A 19,886-nucleotide genomic window follows, 5' to 3' on the forward strand; every position below is an offset into this window, starting at 1 on the left:
CCGCATCTATCAGCCAGAATAAAGGGGCGTGTGACCGCACACGCCCTTTTTCCATTCCGGGTCACCGGATTTTGCCTTGCCCGGCCAGCCGCGCTCGGGCAAAACCATTTTACTTTGATATTAAAAGACTGAGGAGATCGAATATGGACGTTCGCGCCGCCGTTGCCATTCAGGCAGGAAAACCGCTCGAGGTCATGACCGTTCAGCTTGAAGGTCCCCGCGCCGGTGAAGTGCTGATCGAGGTCAAGGCCACCGGCATCTGCCACACCGACGATTTCACCCTCTCTGGCGCTGACCCGGAAGGCCTCTTCCCGGCGATCCTCGGCCATGAAGGTGCGGGCATCGTCGTGGATGTCGGCCCCGGCGTCACCTCGGTCAAGAAGGGAGACCATGTCATTCCGCTCTACACGCCGGAATGCCGCGAATGCTACTCCTGCACCTCGCGCAAGACCAATCTCTGCACCTCCATCCGCGCCACCCAGGGCCAGGGCGTGATGCCTGACGGCACCTCGCGCTTCTCGATCGGCAAGGACAAGATTCACCACTATATGGGTTGCTCGACCTTCTCGAACTTCACCGTCCTGCCGGAAATCGCGCTGGCCAAGATCAATCCCGACGCGCCATTCGACAAGGTTTGTTACATCGGCTGCGGCGTGACGACCGGTATCGGTGCCGTCATCAACACCGCCAAGGTCGAGATTGGCTCCACGGCGATCGTCTTCGGTCTCGGCGGCATCGGTCTCAACGTGCTGCAGGGCCTGCGCCTTGCCGGTGCGGACATGATCATCGGCGTCGATATCAACAACGACCGTAAGGCCTGGGGCGAAAAATTCGGCATGACCCACTTCGTCAATCCGAAGGAAGTCGGCGACGATATCGTGCCCTATCTCGTCAACATGACGAAGCGCAATGGCGACCTGATCGGCGGTGCTGACTATACGTTCGACTGCACCGGCAATACCAAGGTCATGCGTCAGGCGCTGGAAGCCTCGCATCGCGGCTGGGGCAAGTCGGTCATCATCGGCGTCGCCGGCGCCGGCCAGGAAATCTCCACGCGTCCGTTCCAGTTGGTCACCGGCCGCAACTGGATGGGCACCGCCTTCGGCGGCGCGCGCGGCCGCACCGATGTGCCGAAGATCGTCGACTGGTACATGGAAGGCAAGATCCAGATCGACCCGATGATCACCCACACCATGCCGCTCGAAGACATCAACAAGGGCTTTGAGCTGATGCACAAGGGTGAATCGATCCGCGGCGTCGTTGTTTATTGATTCCAGGCGAAGGCGGGCGCGCCTGACGGTGCGCCCGCCATTCATGCAAATGTGATCGCCGCCGGCCTCCTGCAGCCATGGCGATTAACGGCACGGTAAATCTATCGTCGTAAGCCAATACTGCGCGGCGGAGTTGAAAATCTCTCCCCGGCCAGAGCAAGGCCAGTGAGCGGAGAGCGACCCCTGAAAATCATACCGATAGACAACGGAAACCGCGCCGCCGCCGTTGGACTTCTGGCGAAAGGTTTCCCTGAAAAAAGCGAGGCCTTCTGGGCGCGTGGCCTGTCGCTTATCGGTGAACATCACGAGCGGCGTCATCTCGGCCCGATCGGCCAGTTGCTGATGAAGGGCGACGATGCCGCAGGTGTGCTGCTGACAATCAGGAGCCGCCTGCCCGATACCGGCCGGGTTATCGTCAATCTTTCAAGCTGGTATGTCGAGCCGTCCTGCCGCTGGTTCGCGCCACGTATGCTGCAGATGGCATCATCTGATGAAAACGAACTCTTCACCGATCTCACCGCCTCGCCCGAAGCCAGCAAGCTAAACGAGCGACTGGGTTTTCACACGGTGACGGATTGCACTTTGTTTTATCCCCTGCCGCTTTCGGCATTTCGTCCGGCCGGCGCGCGGCTTCATCCGCTGACGCGGACAACGGCGGAAACCCTGTCTTCTGAAATACGCGACATGCTGGAAGACCATGCCCGTCTCGGCTGCATCGTGGCCATCCTGGAGGCGGAAGGCCGTGCCTATCCCTTGGTGTTCTTGAAAACCACGACGAAGAAACTGCCCTCCGCCCGCCTGATCTATTGCGAGGACCGGCAGATCGCGCAGAGGCACCTGCCCGCCATTGCCCGCCACCTGCTTGGCAAAGGCCGGCTTGCCCTGACCATGGCGGCTGTCGAAAAAGACCGTCGCGCCGGTGGCTTTGCCGCACATAAATTCGCGCCAATACAAGTAAAAGGCGCATGGAACCCACAGTTTATTAACGAAACATACTCAGAGTTGGTGTTATTGCCACCCTAGGTATTCTAGTGAATCTTGCGTGACCTGATGGAATCCTGGCCTTCACAGGCAAAGCGTCATTCCGGGCCGGGTCCATGGGGATCAAACGGGGAATTGGAGAACAAGCATGCTCGTAGCGAAAGAAAATGAAATCGACGTTGCCGACACCATTTATTCCTACCTTGCTGACCGTTTTCCCGCCTACGCGCCTTTCTCCGCCGACACCGAGCTTCTCGAAGGCGGCGTGATCGATTCGCTCGGTTTTCTGGAACTGATGGTCTTCCTCGGCGAAAGTTTCGGCATCATTCTGAATGACGAGCATTTCACCCCTGACAATCTCGGCACGCCCGCCGATCTCATCACCTTCGTTCTCAGGGAACGGAGGAGATGACACCGCATTTCCTGCTGCACCACCTTCTGGCTGCCCGCGCGGCAAGCGAGGATCAGGCGCTTGTGCATAAGGAACAATCGCTGAATTACCGCGAATTCGCGGAGGCAGCGGCACATTGTGCAGCGGCATTGCAAGAAGCCGGCGCAGAGCGCGGCGATCGCGTCGTCATCTACCTGCCGCGCGGCTTCGAGGAATGCTGGTCGATCTTCGGCGTCAGCATGGCATCCGGCGTTTTCGTGCCGGTCAATGCGCTGCTGAAGGCGCAGCAGATTCGTCATATCGTTACCGACTGCGGCGCGAAGATCGTCATCAGCAGCTTGGCAATGATGGATGAGTTGAAGGCAGCACTGACTGACCTTCCCAATGTCAAGATCCTGCCGGTGGAAGAGATCACGGGACGCAAAGGCGCTCCCGTCAGCCCCTCGGCGGCGATCGGCGAAGACCTCGCGGCCATCCTTTATACATCCGGCTCCACCGGCTCGCCCAAGGGTGTGATGCTGTCACACCGCAATCTTCTGGCCGGCGCCCGCATCGTGCGTACCTATCTCGATATTACCGGCAAGGACCGCATTCTCTCCCTCCTGCCCTTCAGCTTCGATTATGGCCTCAACCAGCTGCTGACGGCGGTGGAACAGGGCGCGACCACTATTATCTCCACCTTCCGGCTCGGCGACGAGATCGTCCGCGATCTGCGCGACCAGGCCGTGACCGGCCTTGCCGGCGTGCCGACCATCTGGGCGATCCTGACGCGGGCGGCCCCTTTGCTCGCGAAAACCCACTTGCCGCATCTGCGCTACATCACCAATTCCGGCGGGCGTGTGCCGCAGGAAACCGTGAAAGCACTGCGCGAAAAGCTGCCGGACACGCAAATCTACCTGATGTATGGCCTGACCGAGGCCTTCCGCTCCACCTTCCTGCCGCCTGATGAAATAGACCGCCGCCCCACCTCCATCGGCAAGGCGATCCCGGAATGTGAAATCTTCATCGTCACCGATAAGGGAGAAAGGGCGAAACCGGGCGAGCCCGGCATTCTCGTGCATCGCGGCCCGACAGTCTCTCTCGGCTACTGGAACCGGCCGGAAGACACGGCAAAGGTGCTGCGCCCGCATCCCTTCATTCCGGCAACGCTCGGCGGCGAGACGGTGTGTTATTCCGGTGATCTGGCGGTGGAGGACGACGACGGTTTCTTCAGCTTCGTTGCCCGCAACGATGCGATGATCAAATCCTCGGGTTATCGCATCAGCCCGACTGAGGTCGAGGAAAGCCTGATGTCGACGGGGCTCTTCCGAGAGGTCGCCGTCATCGGCCTGCCGGACCCGTTTGCCGGCGAAAAGGTACACGCCGTGGCAACCGCGGCCAATGAGACTATCGATGTTTCGGCAGCGCTGAAGAAGGCCGCCGAAATGCTCGCCCCCTTCATGATCCCGCGCGCCATCGAACTGGTCGAGCGGCTGCCGATCACCGCCAATGGCAAGGTGGATTACCGCGCGCTGGTGCGCGAACGGACGGACAATGGCGCCCACGGATAAATCCCAGAACCACGGCCCGGCCCTTGCCGCCGGACTATTCGATATTAACGAAAACGATCTATTGATCGGCGGACTTTCGGTGCGCGATATCGCTGCCAAGACCGGAACCCCTTGTTTTCTCTATGATAACAGCGCCATGCGCCGCACCTATCGCGATCTCGAAACAGCGCTTTCCGGTTTTGCCGATATCTATTATTCGGTGAAGGCCAATCCCCTGCCCGCCATCATCTCGCTTTTCCGCGAAGAAGGCGCCGGCGCGGAAATTGCCTCCGTTGGCGAATATCGCGCTGCCGTGAAGGCCGGTGTCGCGCCTGATAACATCATCTTCGCCGGCCCCGGCAAAAGCATGGCCGAATTGCGCGAGGTGATCGAGGGCGGTATCGGCGAAATCCACATCGAGAGTGCGGAGGAAATCGCCCGCATCGAGGCGATTGGCAGGCCGGTCAAGGCGTCGATCCGCATCAATCCGGTGCCGGATGCGCAGGCAGGCGCCATGCGGATGGGCGGCAAGGCCACGGCCTTCGGGTTCGACGAGGAAGAGCTGGAAAACGTCCTGAAGCTCTTTGCGAACGTTCAGCATATCGATCTCGTCGGTATCCATATCTACGGCGGCACGCAGATCCTCGATGCCGACATGCTTGTCTCCCAATGGCGACACGGCATTTCCCTTGCAGCTCGCATGGCTGACATGCTCGGCAAGCCGCTCGAAACCATCGATCTCGGCGGCGGCCTCGGCATCCCCTATTTCGCCGGGGAAACACCGCTCGATCTCGCCAAGGTGGCTGCCGCCATTCCCGATCTCAAGGCGCTTCTAAAGGCGCATCCGCTGATCGCCGATGCCCATGTCATCGTAGAACCCGGCCGCTTCCTCGCCGGCCCCGGTGGCCTCTATGTGGCGGAAGTGAATTCGGTAAAGATCTCCCGCGGCACCACCTTCGTGGTAACGAATGGCGGCATGCACCATCACCTTGCCGCCTCCGGCAATCTCGGCCAGATCGTCAAACGCAACTACCCCATCGTCGCACCGGCCATGATGCAGGCGGCGTATGAGGAGACGGCCACCATCGTCGGCCCGCTCTGCACCCCGCTCGATACGCTCGCCCGCAATGCGGCCGTGACGAAACTGAAAGCCGGCGATCTCGTGGCCATCCTGCAATCGGGGGCCTATGGCGCAAGCGCCAGCCCGGTCGGATTCCTCAGCCATGCAGCAGCCAAGGAAGTGCTTGTGGAGAATGGGGCGTTTGAGGTGATCGGGCGATAATCACACCCGCAGCAACCTGTCCCCCACCGCGAATTTCGATTTCAGCAAGCACTCATCATATTCCGCCTCCGCATTAGAATCGAACACGATGCCGCCGCCGACATTGAAGACCGCACGGCCGTCATCGAACAGCGTCATCGTGCGGATCGCCACCGAAAAGCGCATATCACCATTGGGGGACATAAAGCCGATCGCGCCGCAATAGGCGTTTCGCGACGACGCCTCCAGTTCACGCAGGATTTTCATCGCCCACATTTTTGGCGCGCCGGTAACCGAGCCGCAGGGAAACAGGGCCGAAAAAATGTCCTCCACGGTCACCTCGGGCAGAAGCTTCGCCCTGACATGGCTGACCATCTGGTGCACGGTGGGATAGGTCTCGATATCGAACAGGCGCGGCACATCGAGGCTGCCGACTTCGGTGATGCGGGAAATGTCGTTGCGCAGGAGATCGACGATCATGCGGTTTTCGGCCAGCGTCTTTTCGTCCGCAAGCATCGCCGCGATGATCGCCCGGTCCTCTTCCGCATCCGCGCCGCGCGGCGTGGTTCCCTTCATCGGGTGGGTCTCGATGAAACCCTCGCCATCGACCGAGAAAAACAGTTCCGGCGAGCGTGACAGGATGACCGGGCCGCCAAGATCAACCAGCGCACCGTATTTCACCGGCTGCCGTTCGATCAGTGACCAGAAGGCCGTCAGCGGATCGCCATTCCAGCGGGCATGCACGGGCATGGTCAGATTGCCCTGGTAACAGTCACCCCGGCGCAGATGCTCGTGCAGCTGCTCGAAACGCTGCCGATATTCGGGAAGTGTCCATGCCGCGATCGGATCAGTGAGAAACGCGTCCGCATCCGGCACCGCGTCAGGCCGGGCAAAGCGGCCCTCATCCGGCTGCGGGCCGGAGAAGACGCCGAAGTTCAGAAACGGCACATTGCGGGGCTCCGCTGCAAAGGGCGCAAGCTTTGGCTCGAACAGGAAACCAGCCTCGTAGGACATGTAGCCGGCAAGGTATTTCCCGGCACGCCGCAACTCTTCCATGCGCTGAAGCGCGGTAAAAAACGCCTCTGGCTCGTCCGCGACGATGATTTCTTCCGGCTCGGTGAAGGCTGTCACCGTGCCGGTCGTATCATCCCGGAAAAGAACATAAGGCGCATGTGCCAAGGAAAAATCCGTAGAAGGAAAGTTTGGGGCGTTTAAAGCGGCGGATGGAAACCTCTCCTCCGTCATCCTCGGGCTTGTCCCGAGGATCTGCCGCTCGTTGATTTCTGCTACAGTGGTGGATCCTCGGGACAAGCCCGAGGATGACGTCGAGTGAGGGGAACGCTCTGCAACCTAGACCGGGTCTATGTCGCCTCGCGCCCACATTTCGACGGTTTCCGCATAAAAATCGGCGAAACGGCCTTCTTCGATCGACTTGCGGATACCCTGCATCAGCTCCTGGTAATAGGCAAGATTGTGCCAGGAGAGCAGCATGCCGCCCAGCGCTTCATTGGAACGCGTGAGATGATGCAGATAGGCGCGGGAATAATCGCGCGAGGCCGGGCAGTTGGACTGCTCGTCGAGCGGGCGCATATCTTCGGCATGGCGGGCGTTGCGGATATTGACGCGGCCACGGCGGGTAAAGGCCAGCCCATGACGGCCCGAGCGGGTCGGCATCACGCAGTCGAACATGTCGATGCCGCGCGCCACCGATTTCAGGATATCGTCTGGCGTGCCGACACCCATCAGGTAACGCGGCTTTTCGGTGGGTAGCACCGGCAGGGTGATATCGAGCATGCCGAGCATCACATCCTGCGGCTCGCCGACGGCAAGACCGCCAACGGCATAACCCTTGAGATCAAGCTCTTTCAGCCCTTCAGCGGAACGGATACGCAGGTCCGGCTGGTCGCCGCCCTGCACGATGCCGAACATGGCCTTGCCGGGCTGTTCGCCAAAGGCGACGCGGCAGCGTTCCGCCCAGCGCAGCGACATTTCCATGGCACGTTCGATTTCTTTGCGCTCGGCCGGCAGCGCGATGCACTCGTCGAGCTGCATCTGGATGTCCGAATCGAGCATGCCCTGAATTTCGATCGAGCGTTCCGGCGACATGTGGTGCAGCGAACCGTCCACATGGCTCTTGAAGGTCACGCCCTTCTCGTCGAGCTTGCGCAAACCGGACAGCGACATGACCTGAAAGCCGCCGCTGTCGGTGAGGATCGGGTGCGGCCAGCGGATCAGCTCGTGCAGACCGCCGAGACGGGCAACACGCTCCGGACCCGGCCGCAGCATCAGGTGGTAGGTATTGCCGAGAATGATATCGGCGCCCAGCTCGCGCACCTGATCCAGATACATGGCCTTGACGGTGCCAACGGTGCCAACCGGCATGAAGGCGGGCGTGCGGATGACGCCGCGCGGCATGGCGACTTCGCCGAGGCGCGCGCCACCGCTCGTGGCTTTCAGGGTGAAGGTGAATTTCTCGTGCATCAGTTTTTCCGGAACAACAGGCTGGAATCGCCATAGGAATAAAAACGGTATCCGGTTTCGATGGCGTGCCTGTAAGCGTCACGCATCGTTTCGAGACCGCAGAAAGCCGAAACCAGCATGAACAGCGTGGATTTCGGCAGGTGGAAATTGGTCATCAGCATATCGACAGCGCGGAAACGATATCCGGGCGTGATAAAGATGCCGGTCGCATCGGACCATGGGTGGATGGTGCCATCTTCGGCAGCCGCACTTTCGATCAGGCGCAGCGACGTGGTTCCGACGCAGACGATGCGCCCGCCCCGCGCCTTCACCGCATTCAGCCGGTCGGCGGTTTCCTGCGAGACGTGGCCGATCTCGAAATGCATCTTGTGATCGTCCGTATCGTCGGACTTCACCGGAAGGAAAGTGCCTGCCCCAACGTGAAGCGTCACGAAATGTCGCTCGATGTCGGCCTTGTCCAGTGCTTCGAACAGAGCGGGGGTGAAATGCAGCCCGGCGGTGGGGGCAGCGACAGCGCCCTTCTCTCGGGCGTAAATGGTCTGGTAGTCGGTCTGGTCCTGCGCATCTTCCGGCCGCTTGGCGGCGATATAAGGCGGCAAAGGAATATGGCCGACCGAGGCAATCGCCTCGTCCAGCACCGGGCCGGAAACGTCGAACAGCAGCGTGATTTCGCCATCCTCGCCCTTTTCCTCGACGGTGGCTTCCAGATGGGCAAGCCCGCAGGCCCCGCTGAATGAATTAGCAGTGTCGCGCTCATAACCGAAACGGATACGGTCGCCTTCCTTGATGCGTTTGCCGGGCCGCGCGAAAGCCTTCCAGCGCGACTGGTCGGTGCGCATGTGCAGCGTGGCCGAAATCGCCGTCTCCGGCGCACCGTCGCGCAGGCGCACGCCTTCCAGCTGGGCGGGAATGACACGGGTGTCGTTGAAGACAAGCGCATCGCCGGGCCTCAGGAAGGACGGCAGGTCGAAAACGCGATGGTCCTCCATGCAATTTTCATTCGGATCGACCACCAGCAGGCGCGCGCTATCGCGCGGGTTCGCCGGGCGAAGGGCGATATTCTCCTCGGGCAGATCGAAATCGAACAGGTCTACACGCATTGCAAGGGCTCTCGAAAATATCAAAACCCGCCCTGCATTGCGTGGGGCGGGTGGAAGGTGATGACAAGGGCGCCTCTACACTCGACGTCATCCTCGGGCTTGTCCCGAGGATCTAACCACGTTGACGTTGTGGATCGCTAGATCCTCGGGACAAGCCCGAGGATGACGTCTGAGTGGTTGGCAACCTTGTCATCAATGTGAAACGCCCCGCAGTTTCCTGCGGAGCGGGTAAACGCTTTATACGCTACGCTCAAGCCGCAGAAGCAAGCTTCATGGAAACGATGGAATCGGGATCCTTCACCGGCTCGCCGCGCTTGATCTTGTCGATGGCTTCCATGCCTTCGATGACCTGGCCCCAGACGGTGTACTGCTTGTTGAGCCACGGGGAATCCGTGAAGCAGATGAAGAACTGCGAATTGGCGGAGTTCGGGCTCTGCGAACGAGCCATGGAGCAGGTGCCGCGTACGTGCGGAATGGCGGAGAATTCGGCCTTCAGGTCTTCCTTTTCGGAGCCGCCCATGCCGGCGCGAGCCGGGTTGAAGCTTTCCGAACCCTTCTTGCCAAACTTCACGTCGCCGGTCTGGGCCATGAAGTCCTGAATGACGCGGTGGAAAACGACGCCATCATAAGCGCCTTCCGATACCAGTTCCTTGATGCGGGCAACGTGGCCCGGCGCAACTTCCGGAAGCAGCTGGATCACGACCTTGCCGGTCGTCGTTTCCATGATGATGGTGTTTTCCGGATCCTTGATCTCGGCCATGGTTATTCTCCTCTTTTCGGGCTCTATTGCCCTACCTTACTTCTTGCCGACGGTGACCTTGATCATCCGGTCGGGGTTGGAAACTTCGCCGTTGCCGCCGGCGCCACGCTTGATCTTGTCCACGGCTTCCATGCCGGACACGACCTTGCCGACCACGGTGTACTGACCGTTCAGGAACGGACCGTCGGCAAACATGATGAAGAACTGCGAATTGGCGGAATTCGGATCGCTGGAGCGGGCCATGCCGACCACGCCGCGCGTGAACGGCGTCTTGGAGAATTCAGCCGGAATATCGGCCATGTCGGAACCGCCGGTGCCGGCGCGCTGGGCGTTGAAGCCCTTCTCCATGTTGCCGTATTGCACGTCGCCGGTCTGCGCCATGAAACCGTCGATGACGCGGTGGAATGCGACGTTGTCATAAGCGCCCTTTTTCGCCAGCGCCTCGATCTGCGCCACATGCTTGGGCGCAACCTGAGGCATCAGTTCGATGACAACAGGGCCGTCCTTCAGCTGGACGGTCAGAAATTCAGCAGCCGAAGCGAAAGTGCTGGCGGCAAGCGCACCGGCAAACAGGGCGCCGGCAAAGGCAAATCGAACGAGTTTCATCGGATTGGCTCCAGAATGTAGGGCTGAAGTCAGCGCTTCAGCTTGGCGTTGAGGGCTTCAAGCACGGCTTTCGGCACGAAGGCGTCGACATTGCCGCCCATGGCGGCGATCTGCCGGACCAATGTGGCTGTAATGGGTCGCGACGAGGTGCCGGCGGGCAGGAACACGGTCTGAATATCAGGCGCCATCTGGCGGTTCATGCCGGCCATCTGCATTTCATAATCGAGATCGGTGCCATCGCGAAGGCCGCGCAACAAAAGATGCGCGCCATGCTGGCGGGCGGCATCGACAACCAGATTGTCGAAGGAGACGACTTCCACGCGCGCCGCCTCGCCCGGCAGGGTTTCGGAAAGCGCCCGGCTTATCAGTGTCGCCCGCTCCTCGAAGCTGAACAGCGGTGCTTTTCCGGGATGGATGCCAACGGCGACGATGACTTTGGACGCCACGTTCAGCGCCTGGATAAGCACATCCAGATGTCCGTTGGTCATCGGATCGAATGATCCTGGATAAAAGGCAATCGTCATATCGCTCTCAGATGGTGGGCGCGCTTCGATGCTGGGTATTCATGTGCCCGCCTTTTGTCATGGAGAGCCACGCGGCGCAAGACTTTATAACCACGCACCACAACCGGAAGGGTGGCGTGAACCGCGCATGAACGGGCCGTTCAGTGCGGTTTCACAGCTATTTTGTTTAAATGCACAGCATCGGGAAACCGAAACGCTCCTCACCCGTTAATCACCCGGAGAATTGAAAATGCTGGCCTTCATGATCGTCCTTTCGGTCATCGCATCATTCGCAGCTGAGTATCTTTTTCTCGAATGACGCCCCTCGCCAGTTTTCTGAACGCCAGATGAACGAGCCATTCAAGGAAGTTTCACCGGGGCGATGCTAATCGATTTTTACGGTTAACGCGGAACATGTTGAAACATGGTGCGTTAATAAAACACCAAAGGAACAGACAGATGTTTGTAAGAGAAAAACAGTCTACTTCGGCGAAAATCAGCGTCATCAGCACCGCCTGGACAGTACTGGTTATCGCAATGGTAGCAACGACGTTTAGCCTTTATGATCAGAAGCCTGAAGCCCAGGGACCGGACTACCCGCAGCTGACTGCCCGTTATCAGTATATGAATTATTACTGAGTAGCGGGGAGAATTTCCTCAAAACCCTAGGAGACGATATCATGTTCACATTTCTGACGATGCTTCTGGCCCTGATCAGCGTGATGTTCGTGACGTCAATGATCTCCGTCGTCGCCGAGATGCGGCGTGAGGATGAGGAATTCAAGGCGACGATCCGTCGAAACCGCGCTTTCTGAGCGCGGCGGATCGGCCTCAGCGCTTTTTAAAATGATTCTTCGCGACCGCCTGGACCCTCCGGGCGGTTTTATTTTGCCGCCTCACGGGGCACTACGGAGAAGATGACGGCGGAAAAACCGCCCTCCAATCACACAAGCGTTTTCAAAACCCCGTTTTTCCAAGGCAAATTCCCTTCAATTTCCCTTTGGATTGATTTAAGGAACGCCGATACGTTGCGGGCCGGAAGGCTGGCGACCGCGATGACGTTCCTGTGAGGTTTGCATAACGATGCTCGATTCCCTGAGAAATGCTTCTCGAACCATGGCAGCCAAGCTGCTGCTTCTCCTGCTTGTTGTTTCGTTCGGCGTCTGGGGCGTCTCCGCATCGCTTGTCACCGCCAATTCCCATGCCGTCATGACGGTGGGCGACCAGACGGTCAGCCCGCAGGAATTCCGGCTTGCCTATCAGCGCCAGGTTTCCGATCTCAGCCGCCAGTTCGGCACGAGACTGACGACCGAGCAGGCCAAGGCCTTCGGCATCGATCGTCAGGTGTTCAGCCAGCTTGCGGCCGGTGCGTCGCTTGACGAACTGGCCTCGAAGATGAATCTCGGCCTTTCGGAAAACCGCCTCGCCAACCTCATCGCCGAGGACCCGGCCTTCAAGTCGGTCAACGGCCAGTTCGACCGTAATCTCTTCAGCGAGCGCCTGCGCAATTCCGGCTTCCGCGAGGATGACTATATCAAGGAACGCAGCAAGGTTGCCGTCAGAAGCCAGATCGTCGAAGCCGTCTCCGATGGTTTTGCCGCACCGCAGGTGCTGGTAGATGCGCTGAAGCAGTATCGCAACGAACAGCGCGCCGTCGATTACGTCATTCTCTCCAACGCCGTCATCCCGCCGGTGAAGGCACCGGGCGACGACGTGCTCACGCCCTGGTTCGAAACCAACAAGTCGAAGTACCGCGCGCCTGAGTTCCGCAAGTTCACCTATGTGAAGCTGGAACCGTCCGATATCGCCGAGCCGGCTTCGGTAACGGACGCGCAGATCGCCGATTATTATAACAGCCACAAGGACAGCTTCCGCACCGCCGGTCGCCGCACCGTCGAGCAGCTGACCTTCCCGGACAAGGAAATGGCCGCCGCTGCCGCCGAGCAGATCAGGCTCGGCAACACCACCTATGACCAGGTGGTTAAGGATCAGGGCAAGACCGCCTCCGACGTCACGCTTGGTGAATTCACCAAGGATACCATCCCCGACCAGTCGATTGCCGATGCCGCCTTCGCCATCCAGAAGGATGGCGGCGTATCGCCGGTGGTTGACGGTTCCTTCGGCCCGATTCTTCTGCGCGTCACCGGCATCAAGCCGGAAACCACCCGCACGCTTGACGAAGCGAAAGAAGATATCCGCAAGGACCTCGCCACTGCCGCCGCTGCGGAAGAAATCACCAATGTGCATGATCGCTATGAGGATCTGCGCGCCGGTGGTTCTTCGCTCGCCGATGCCGCCAAGCAGCTCAACCTGAAGCCCGTCACCATTGACGCCATCGATGCCGCCGGCCTCAATGAAAAGGGCGATGCGATCGAGGGCCTGCCATCGCCGCAGCTGGCGCAGGACGTGTTCAAGACCGAACCCGGCACCGACGCCCTGCCGATCAATCTCGGCCGTGAAGGTTATATCTGGTTCGACGTCGAGCAGATCATCCCTGCCCGCGACCGCACGCTTGCCGAAGTCCGCGACGATGTCGTGGCCGACTGGACGGCGGAGCAGCAGCGCACCGCGCTGGCCGCCAAGGCAGACGAGCTGAAGGCCCGCGTTGAAAAGGGCGAAACGCTGGAAGCCGTCGCCGGTGAGCTGAGCCTTGCCGTCGAGCAGAAATCCGGCCTGCGCCGCACCAGCGAGGATGCGATTTTCGGCCGGCAGACCATCGCCGCCGTTTTCTCGGGCGCCGAAGGCGTGGTCGGCACCTCGGCCGATGCCGACGGTTCCAGCCGCATCCTCTTCAAGGTCACCTCCGTTGACACCAATGCGCCTGCAGACGCGCTTGCCAATGACGACCAGCAGTTTGCCGCCATTGCCCGCGCGGCCGGCGACGACATGCTGGATCAGATGGTCAACCGTCTGCAGAATGATTATGGTGTGACCATCAACCAGGCCCTCGCCGATCAGGCGATGGTCGGTTTCTAACCGGGGGGCGAGACATGGCCGAACTGAAGCCGCTGATCGCCAAGGTCGCGAACGGAGAAAGCCTGAACCGCGAGGATGCGCGCACGGCTTTCGACATTCTGATGTCGGGCGAAGCCACCCCATCGCAGATCGGCGGTTTCCTGATGGCGCTGCGTGTGCGCGGCGAAACGGTCGACGAAATCGTCGGCGCGGTTTCTTCCATGCGTGCCCGCATGCTGCCGGTTTCGGCCCCCGCCAATGCCATCGATATCGTCGGAACCGGCGGTGATGGCATCGGCACCTACAACATCTCGACGCTGGCCTCGATCATCACCGCCGGCACGGGCCTGCCGGTCGCCAAGCACGGCAACCGGGCGCTGAGCTCCAAATCCGGTACGGCGGATGCCCTCTCCGCGCTCGGCGTGAGGCTCGATATCGGCCCCGATCTCATCGCCCGCTGCATCGCAGAGGCCGGCCTCGGTTTCATGTTCGCGCAGATGCACCATTCCGCCATGCGCCATGTCGGCCCGAGCCGCGTCGAACTTGGCACCCGGACCATCTTCAACCTGCTCGGCCCGCTCTCCAACCCGGCCGGCGCAAAACGGCAATTGCTCGGTGTCTTTTCGCCACGCTGGCTGGTACCGCTTGCCGAAGTTCTGCGGGATTTGGGTTCGGAAAGCATCTGGGTCGTGCACGGCGACGGCATGGATGAAGTCACCACCACGGGCGTCACCCATGTAGCCGCGCTGGAAGACGGCAAGATCCGCACCTTCGACCTGACGCCGAAGGATTTCGGTGTCGAGCCGGCACAGATGAATGACCTCAAGGGTGGCGATGGCATCGCCAATGCGGCAGCCCTGCGCGAAGTTCTCTCCGGCAAGCGCAACGCCTATCGTGACATATCCTTGTGCAACGCGGCTGCGGCGCTGGTCATTGCCGGCAAGGCGGAGACGCTGAGCGAGGCGATGACGATTGCCAACGAGGCACTCGACAGCGGCAAGGCCGCCGCGGCGCTCGACCGTCTGGTCGCCGTATCCAACGAAGCCAATTCAGGGCAGGAATGAGAGCGAGACCATGAGCGACATTCTCAAAAAGATCGAGACCTACAAGCTGGAGGAAATCGCCGCCGCCAAGGCCAAGGTTTCTCTGGCCGATCTGAAGGCCATGGCTGCGGACCAGAGCGCACCGCGCGGTTTCTATAAGGCGCTGCGGGCTAAACAGGCCGCAGGCAAGTTCGGCCTCATCGCCGAAATCAAGAAGGCCAGCCCCTCCAAGGGCCTCATCCGCCCGGATTTCGACCCGCCGGCGCTGGCCGCCGCCTATGAGGCAGGTGGTGCCGCCTGCCTCTCGGTCCTGACGGATAGCCCAAGCTTTCAGGGCGCGCCGGAATTCCTGACCGCCGCCCGCAATGCCTGCGCTCTGCCGGCGCTGCGCAAGGATTTCATGTTCGACACCTATCAGGTGCATGAGGCCCGCGCCTGGGGTGCGGATTGCATCCTGCTGATCATGGCATCGCTTTCCGACGACGAGGCGAAGCGCCTCGAGGACGAGGCTTTTGCGCTTGACATGGACGTGCTGATCGAAGTTCATGATGCGGAGGAAACCGAACGGGCGCTGAAGCTCACTTCCCCCCTTCTCGGTATCAACAACCGCAACCTGCGCACCTTCGAAGTCGGCCTCGAAACCAGCGAGAAACTAGCGGGCCTGGTGCCGGCCGACAAGCTGCTGGTGGGCGAAAGCGGCATCTTCACCTTCGAGGATTGCCAGCGTCTCGAGAGAAGCGGCATCAGCACCTTCCTCGTCGGCGAAAGCCTGATGCGCAAGGACGATGTGACGGCGGCGACCAAGGCCCTGCTGACCGGCCAATCCGGCATTCTGGCCGCGGAATAATGCGCCCATGAGCGATAGCCAGAAGCTCACCCATATCGATGCCAGCGGCGAAGCCCATATGGTCGATGTCGGCGACAAGGCCGAGACGATCCGTGTCGCCGTCGCCGAAGGTTTCGTGAAGATGAAGCCGGAAACGCTGGCGCTCATCCGCGACGGCAATGCCAAGAAGGGTGACGTCATCGGCACCGCGCGCCTCGCCGGTATCATGGCCGCCAAACAGACGGCAAACCTCATCCCGCTTTGCCACCCGCTGATGCTGACCAAGGTGGCGGTGGATATTACCGAAGAGGCCACCCTGCCCGGCCTGCGGGTCGAGGCGATGGTGAAACTGTCGGGCAAGACCGGCGTGGAAATGGAAGCGCTGACCGCCGTCTCCATCGCCTGCCTGACGATCTACGACATGGCGAAAGCCGCCGACAAGGCGATGGAAATCGTCAACATCCGCCTTCTCGAAAAGAGTGGTGGCAAATCCGGTGATTTCAAAGCCAGCGTTTTCGGGCGACAGGAGAACTGAATGAAACCGCTGCTGCCCGTGGACGAGGCCATTACACGCCTTCTGGATGCAGCAGTTCCGGTAACGGACAGCGAGACCCTGCCGCTCGCCGACTGTGATGGCCGCGTTCTCGCAAGCGATGTCGCGGCGCGCCTCACCCAGCCCCCTTTCGATGCCTCCGCCATGGATGGTTATGCGCTGCGCAGCGCCGACGCGCCGGAGATCGGCTCGGTCCTCACCCTCATCGGCCAGGCGGCTGCCGGCCATGCCTTCGCAGGCAAGGTGGGCAAAGGCGAGGCCGTGCGCATCTTCACCGGTGCACCCGTGCCTGAAGGAGCCGATACGATCCTCATTCAGGAAGATGCGGAAGTGCTGGAAGGCGGCAAGATCCGCACCACCTTCGCTGTCGCCGCCGGGCGACATATCCGCCCGCGCGGGCAGGATTTCACTGAGGGCGAAACGGCTCTGGAAGCCGGCCGCGAACTCGGCTTCACCCACCTGACGCTGGCGGCGGCGATGAACCACGCAACGCTGTCAGTTTATCGCAGGCCACGCATCGCCATTCTCGCCACCGGCGACGAATTGCTGCCACCGGGAAGCGCGCCCGAACCCGCACAGATCATCGCCTCCAACACCTTCGGAGTCGCTGCACTGGCCCGGCAGGCAGGCGCGGAGGTTATCGATCTCGGTATCATCGCCGATGATGACAGCCTCATCCGCGCCGCCATCGGCAAGGCCGTTGCGGCCGGGGTGGATATACTGGTGACGCTCGGCGGCGCTTCCGTCGGTGACCATGATCTGGTGCAGGCGGCCCTGAAGGCGGAAGGCATGCAGCTCGATTTCTGGCGCATCGCCATGCGCCCGGGAAAACCGCTGATGGTCGGCGCGATCGGCAGCACGCAGGTTCTCGGCCTGCCCGGAAACCCGGTCGCAAGCCTCGTCTGCGGCCTGCTCTTCCTGGAGCCGCTGATCCGCAGGATCGCCCGTCGTGCGCCGCTGCAGCGCGGCACATCGGCCCGCACCGCAACGCCGCTGAAAGCCAACGACCATCGGCAGGACTACCTGCGCGCCCGTTTCAGCACCGACGAAAACGGTGCGCTGGTGGCGGAAGCCTATGCGAAGCAGGATTCATCCATGATGAAGATATTGGCCCATTCCGATGGCCTGATCGTGCGCCCGCCGCACGCGCCGGAGGCCGCGTCCGGGGCGACATGCCCGGTTATAAGGCTAAAGCCCTGACAGGCAGCGGTCCGGATTTCGACCCGCAATGAGCAGCCTTTTCCAAATCGTGCCGAATGGTTGCCCCCCTTCACAAAGTGGAGCCAGTGCCAGCCGCATGGCAGGGGAAGCACAGATAAAACTGTAACATCCCTGTATCTCGACACGGATGATAAAAAGAACCGCCTGAAAGCAGAGTCTCCCCGGCGTCATGCCTTTCCCCCAGCGGAAAGCTTCTCCATATTGTTGTGCCAAAATAAATCACATGAATCCTGTTATTGGGATTGACAGAATAAATGCGATACTGGCACCAAGACGAACAGTAGAGACAAAAACTACGGAAATCCTACAAAATGAAAATTACTTATTATTATCAATTAAATAAGATAAAAATCGACGAAAAAGAAATTTCAGGGAACAGAAATTAGTTTTCCATAAATTAAGCTTTCCAAAACAGCTCGTGTAATAATAATCATAGTCGATAAGCAGACTCACTGGAGTTTCTTGATGAACACGGCATCCACGCCCAAAACCACGGGGCCCGACATTGCCGGGCAGATTGCCTATGCCATGCGGAGCATGGGTGTTTCGCCGATCCCGCGTAATTATAGTCTGTTTTACGAAGCCTATATCGGCTCGAACCCGGCGCTCACGAAAGATCTGGCGGCGCTTGGCAACCGGGTCACGCAGGAGGATCTGGACGAGCTGTCATCGCGTTACGGCGAAGGCAATCCCAACCGCTCCATCGACGACGCGCAGGACAAACTGCGGCGCGAACTGGAGGCGCTGCTGGGCACGCTGAAGCGCGAACAATCCTCCATCGAGAACTACAACCGCATTCTCGGCGAAACGCGCCAGCGCATCGATGACAAGAACGCCGCCAGCAACAATATTCTGAGAAATGCGATTTCACTGCTGGCCGATGCCACCGGCTCGAAAATCATCGATGGCGAAAAGACGTTCAACGACGTCAACCGCCATGCCGAGGAAATGCATCAGGTGCGCCTTGAGCTCGATGAATATAAACGCATCGCCAACACGGATTCGCTGACGCGCCTCTCCAACCGGCGCGCTTTCGACGACCGGCTGGCCTCCGTTTATGACAGCTCCATCGGCCTGCAATATACCACGCTCGTCCTCCTGGATATCGATCACTTCAAGCGCATCAACGACACCTTCGGCCATCCGGTCGGCGACAAGATTCTCGCCACCGTCGCCTCCGTCATCCGCGCCAATGTGCGCAAGGATGGTTTCGTCGCCCGAAGCGGCGGCGAGGAATTCGCCATCATTCTGGACGGAAACACGCCGGAAGAGGTGATGGTGATGTGCGAGCGCATCCGCCTGTCGCTGGAAAGCACACCCTTCCGCAATTCGAGATCAGGTGCCGATTACGGCACGGTCTCCATCTCGATAGGCTTCGCATCAGCCGCACGCGCCACCAATCCCAGCGAACTTTACGGCCATGCCGATACGGCGCTCTACCACGCCAAGGAAACCGGCCGGAACCGTTCCGTCTTTTACGAGGACGGCATGCAGAACAATTATACCGGCAAGAACTGGCTGATTTATCGGACGTGAAAATTAGAGGGCAGCAGCCGTTCCGTTGACGCCCTCATTCATGTGCTTGTCACAGGAATCCAGCCAGACCAAGTCCTTGGGCTGAGAAGACTCTTCCCGCCGCGCAGATGCGCGTCGACTGGATTCCTGTGACAAGCACAGGAATGAGGGCGGGGTGACACAAGTGCATGCCCTTTAAGTGCCAACCTGTTGCTGCGGCAATTGATGCCTCACCACATGGTCTTCGCCGCCCGCACCGCCCATTCCCGATCATAAGTTTCCTGATCGAACTCCGCCTTCGCCGCCTTGAGGAGCAGGCCGGGTGTCGGTAGCGAGGCAGGGTCTACGAAATTGGCGGGGTTCCACAGTTCCGAGCGCATCAGCGCCCTGGCGCATTGGAAATAGACCTCGTCAATCGTCACCACGATGACGGTGCGCGGATGTTTGCCGTCCATCTCGAAGCTCTGCAGCAACTCCGTATCGACGGAAACCACGGCGTGGCCATTGATGCGCATGGTCGTATTCGAACCGGGGATCAGGAACATCAGCGCCACCCGCGGGTCACGCACGATGTTCAGAAGCGAATCGACGCGGTTGTTGCCGCGCCAGTCCGGCAACAGCACGGTCCTGTCATCGGCCACCCGCACCACGCCACCCTTGTCGCCGCGCGGTGAACAGTCCATGCCTTCAGGCCCCACCGTCGCCAGCGCGAGGAAGGGCGATGCCTCGATCATCTGCCGGTATTCCGCCGTCAGCGTGGCCGTCACCTTGGCGACCGAGGCTTCGCTCGTGCCGTCATAAATGGCATTCAGTTCCTCAACCGTGCGAATGATGGTCATGTCAGTTCCAATCCCTCGAAATCACCCCGCGCCGCCGAAAGGCGCAATCCC

At 60.3% G+C, this 19,886-nt stretch carries 20 protein-coding genes; 13 read left to right on the plus strand and 7 right to left on the minus strand.

Annotated elements, in window-relative coordinates; genetic code table 11:
• The first annotated feature begins 143 nt into the window (after positions 1–143).
• From NYR50_RS06495 to NYR50_RS06515, 5 genes are all read left to right on the plus strand, one after another.
• A complete protein-coding gene (locus NYR50_RS06495) occupies positions 144–1,271 on the plus strand; it encodes an S-(hydroxymethyl)glutathione dehydrogenase/class III alcohol dehydrogenase (RefSeq protein ID WP_006314443.1) in 1,128 nt (375 codons plus the stop codon).
• A gap of 282 nt (positions 1,272–1,553) precedes the next feature.
• Entirely contained in the window at positions 1,554–2,294 is a 741-nt protein-coding gene (locus NYR50_RS06500) for a hypothetical protein (protein WP_418137264.1), read from the plus strand.
• Positions 2,295–2,400: 106 nt separating this feature from the next.
• Positions 2,401–2,664 carry an acyl carrier protein gene (locus NYR50_RS06505; RefSeq protein ID WP_418137138.1) on the plus strand — a complete coding sequence of 88 codons (264 nt, stop codon included), beginning with the start codon at positions 2,401–2,403 and terminating at the stop codon, positions 2,662–2,664.
• A complete protein-coding gene (locus NYR50_RS06510) occupies positions 2,661–4,193 on the plus strand; it encodes an AMP-binding protein (RefSeq protein WP_418137139.1) in 1,533 nt (510 codons plus the stop codon). The genes NYR50_RS06505 and NYR50_RS06510 overlap by 4 nt, the downstream gene beginning before the upstream one ends.
• Positions 4,177–5,454 carry a type III PLP-dependent enzyme gene (locus NYR50_RS06515; protein WP_418137140.1) on the plus strand — a complete coding sequence of 426 codons (1,278 nt, stop codon included), beginning with the start codon at positions 4,177–4,179 and terminating at the stop codon, positions 5,452–5,454. The genes NYR50_RS06510 and NYR50_RS06515 overlap by 17 nt, the downstream gene beginning before the upstream one ends.
• Here NYR50_RS06515 and NYR50_RS06520 read toward each other — a convergent pair whose 3' ends face one another.
• The 6 genes from NYR50_RS06520 to coaD all read right to left on the minus strand — a co-directional run bounded on the left by NYR50_RS06520 (position 5,455) and on the right by coaD (position 10,904).
• Complete coding sequence (locus NYR50_RS06520) at positions 5,455–6,612, minus strand: aminodeoxychorismate synthase component I (protein ID WP_418137141.1); 1,158 nt, start codon at positions 6,610–6,612, stop codon at positions 5,455–5,457.
• A 171-nt stretch (positions 6,613–6,783) separates the two neighbouring features.
• A complete protein-coding gene (tgt, locus tag NYR50_RS06525; protein WP_174008610.1) occupies positions 6,784–7,914 on the minus strand; it encodes a tRNA guanosine(34) transglycosylase Tgt in 1,131 nt (376 codons plus the stop codon).
• Entirely contained in the window at positions 7,914–9,014 is a 1,101-nt protein-coding gene (queA, locus tag NYR50_RS06530) for a tRNA preQ1(34) S-adenosylmethionine ribosyltransferase-isomerase QueA (RefSeq protein WP_418137142.1), read from the minus strand. The genes tgt and queA overlap by 1 nt, the downstream gene beginning before the upstream one ends.
• 250 nt (positions 9,015–9,264) lie before the next feature.
• The gene (locus NYR50_RS06535; protein WP_174008612.1) at positions 9,265–9,774 is read right to left on the minus strand and encodes a peptidylprolyl isomerase; all 510 of its coding nucleotides are present in this window, start codon (positions 9,772–9,774) and stop codon (positions 9,265–9,267) included.
• Positions 9,775–9,810: 36 nt separating this feature from the next.
• Positions 9,811–10,380: a peptidylprolyl isomerase gene (locus NYR50_RS06540; RefSeq protein ID WP_080808608.1), complete on the minus strand. Its 570-nt coding sequence runs from the start codon at positions 10,378–10,380 to the stop codon at positions 9,811–9,813.
• Between the two features lie 29 nt (positions 10,381–10,409).
• Entirely contained in the window at positions 10,410–10,904 is a 495-nt protein-coding gene (gene coaD / locus NYR50_RS06545) for a pantetheine-phosphate adenylyltransferase (RefSeq protein ID WP_418137143.1), read from the minus strand.
• Positions 10,905–11,342: 438 nt separating this feature from the next.
• Here coaD and NYR50_RS06550 point away from each other — a divergent pair, with 438 nt between their 5' ends.
• The 8 genes from NYR50_RS06550 (at position 11,343) to NYR50_RS06585 (ending at position 19,017) form a co-directional block, all read left to right on the plus strand.
• On the plus strand, positions 11,343–11,522 hold the full coding sequence (locus NYR50_RS06550; RefSeq protein ID WP_006314430.1) for a hypothetical protein: 180 nt from the start codon (positions 11,343–11,345) through the stop codon (positions 11,520–11,522).
• Between the two features lie 41 nt (positions 11,523–11,563).
• Positions 11,564–11,698 (plus strand): hypothetical protein, encoded by a 135-nt coding sequence (locus NYR50_RS06555; RefSeq protein WP_006314429.1) that lies wholly within the window; start codon positions 11,564–11,566, stop codon positions 11,696–11,698.
• A gap of 301 nt (positions 11,699–11,999) precedes the next feature.
• Positions 12,000–13,859, plus strand: coding sequence for a peptidyl-prolyl cis-trans isomerase (locus tag NYR50_RS06560; RefSeq protein ID WP_236776990.1), 1,860 nt, complete (start codon positions 12,000–12,002; stop codon positions 13,857–13,859).
• A gap of 14 nt (positions 13,860–13,873) precedes the next feature.
• Positions 13,874–14,902 (plus strand): anthranilate phosphoribosyltransferase, encoded by a 1,029-nt coding sequence (gene trpD, locus NYR50_RS06565; RefSeq protein WP_418137144.1) that lies wholly within the window; start codon positions 13,874–13,876, stop codon positions 14,900–14,902.
• 10 nt (positions 14,903–14,912) lie between these two features.
• Positions 14,913–15,728 (plus strand): indole-3-glycerol phosphate synthase TrpC, encoded by an 816-nt coding sequence (trpC, locus tag NYR50_RS06570; RefSeq protein WP_418137145.1) that lies wholly within the window; start codon positions 14,913–14,915, stop codon positions 15,726–15,728.
• A gap of 7 nt (positions 15,729–15,735) precedes the next feature.
• Positions 15,736–16,242, plus strand: a complete 507-nt coding sequence (moaC, locus tag NYR50_RS06575; RefSeq protein WP_418137146.1) for a cyclic pyranopterin monophosphate synthase MoaC — start codon at positions 15,736–15,738, stop codon at positions 16,240–16,242.
• On the plus strand, positions 16,243–17,460 hold the full coding sequence (glp, locus tag NYR50_RS06580; RefSeq protein WP_418137147.1) for a gephyrin-like molybdotransferase Glp: 1,218 nt from the start codon (positions 16,243–16,245) through the stop codon (positions 17,458–17,460).
• Between the two features lie 486 nt (positions 17,461–17,946).
• A complete protein-coding gene (locus NYR50_RS06585; protein WP_418137148.1) occupies positions 17,947–19,017 on the plus strand; it encodes a diguanylate cyclase in 1,071 nt (356 codons plus the stop codon).
• 209 nt (positions 19,018–19,226) lie between these two features.
• On the opposite strand, the gene NYR50_RS06590 is transcribed toward NYR50_RS06585, so the two are convergent.
• Positions 19,227–19,835 (minus strand): pyridoxamine 5'-phosphate oxidase family protein, encoded by a 609-nt coding sequence (locus NYR50_RS06590; RefSeq protein ID WP_418137149.1) that lies wholly within the window; start codon positions 19,833–19,835, stop codon positions 19,227–19,229.
• Positions 19,836–19,886 lie beyond the last annotated feature (51 nt).

The sequence above is a fragment of the Agrobacterium sp. El2ro-1b genome, assembly GCF_048298475.1.
Classification (GTDB): Bacteria; Pseudomonadota; Alphaproteobacteria; order Rhizobiales; family Rhizobiaceae; genus Agrobacterium; species Agrobacterium fabrum.

Bases quoted from the DNA above. Each gene is read 5' to 3' on its own strand.
- NYR50_RS06560 (WP_236776990.1), top strand. From the start codon at position 12,000: ATGGCAGCCAAGCTGCTGCTTCTCCTGCTTGTTGTTTCGTTCGGCGTC.
- queA (WP_418137142.1), bottom strand. From the start codon at position 9,014: ATGCGTGTAGACCTGTTCGATTTCGATCTGCCCGAGGAGAATATCGCC.
- glp (WP_418137147.1), top strand. From the start codon at position 16,243: ATGAAACCGCTGCTGCCCGTGGACGAGGCCATTACACGCCTTCTGGAT.
- NYR50_RS06495 (WP_006314443.1), top strand. From the start codon at position 144: ATGGACGTTCGCGCCGCCGTTGCCATTCAGGCAGGAAAACCGCTCGAG.
- NYR50_RS06585 (WP_418137148.1), top strand. From the start codon at position 17,947: ATGAACACGGCATCCACGCCCAAAACCACGGGGCCCGACATTGCCGGG.
- NYR50_RS06515 (WP_418137140.1), top strand. From the start codon at position 4,177: ATGGCGCCCACGGATAAATCCCAGAACCACGGCCCGGCCCTTGCCGCC.
- NYR50_RS06590 (WP_418137149.1), bottom strand. From the start codon at position 19,835: ATGACCATCATTCGCACGGTTGAGGAACTGAATGCCATTTATGACGGC.
- NYR50_RS06540 (WP_080808608.1), bottom strand. From the start codon at position 10,380: ATGAAACTCGTTCGATTTGCCTTTGCCGGCGCCCTGTTTGCCGGTGCG.
- trpC (WP_418137145.1), top strand. From the start codon at position 14,913: ATGAGCGACATTCTCAAAAAGATCGAGACCTACAAGCTGGAGGAAATC.
- tgt (WP_174008610.1), bottom strand. From the start codon at position 7,914: ATGCACGAGAAATTCACCTTCACCCTGAAAGCCACGAGCGGTGGCGCG.
- coaD (WP_418137143.1), bottom strand. From the start codon at position 10,904: ATGACGATTGCCTTTTATCCAGGATCATTCGATCCGATGACCAACGGA.
- NYR50_RS06510 (WP_418137139.1), top strand. From the start codon at position 2,661: ATGACACCGCATTTCCTGCTGCACCACCTTCTGGCTGCCCGCGCGGCA.
- NYR50_RS06550 (WP_006314430.1), top strand. From the start codon at position 11,343: ATGTTTGTAAGAGAAAAACAGTCTACTTCGGCGAAAATCAGCGTCATC.
- NYR50_RS06505 (WP_418137138.1), top strand. From the start codon at position 2,401: ATGCTCGTAGCGAAAGAAAATGAAATCGACGTTGCCGACACCATTTAT.
- trpD (WP_418137144.1), top strand. From the start codon at position 13,874: ATGGCCGAACTGAAGCCGCTGATCGCCAAGGTCGCGAACGGAGAAAGC.
- NYR50_RS06535 (WP_174008612.1), bottom strand. From the start codon at position 9,774: ATGGCCGAGATCAAGGATCCGGAAAACACCATCATCATGGAAACGACG.
- NYR50_RS06555 (WP_006314429.1), top strand. From the start codon at position 11,564: ATGTTCACATTTCTGACGATGCTTCTGGCCCTGATCAGCGTGATGTTC.
- moaC (WP_418137146.1), top strand. From the start codon at position 15,736: ATGAGCGATAGCCAGAAGCTCACCCATATCGATGCCAGCGGCGAAGCC.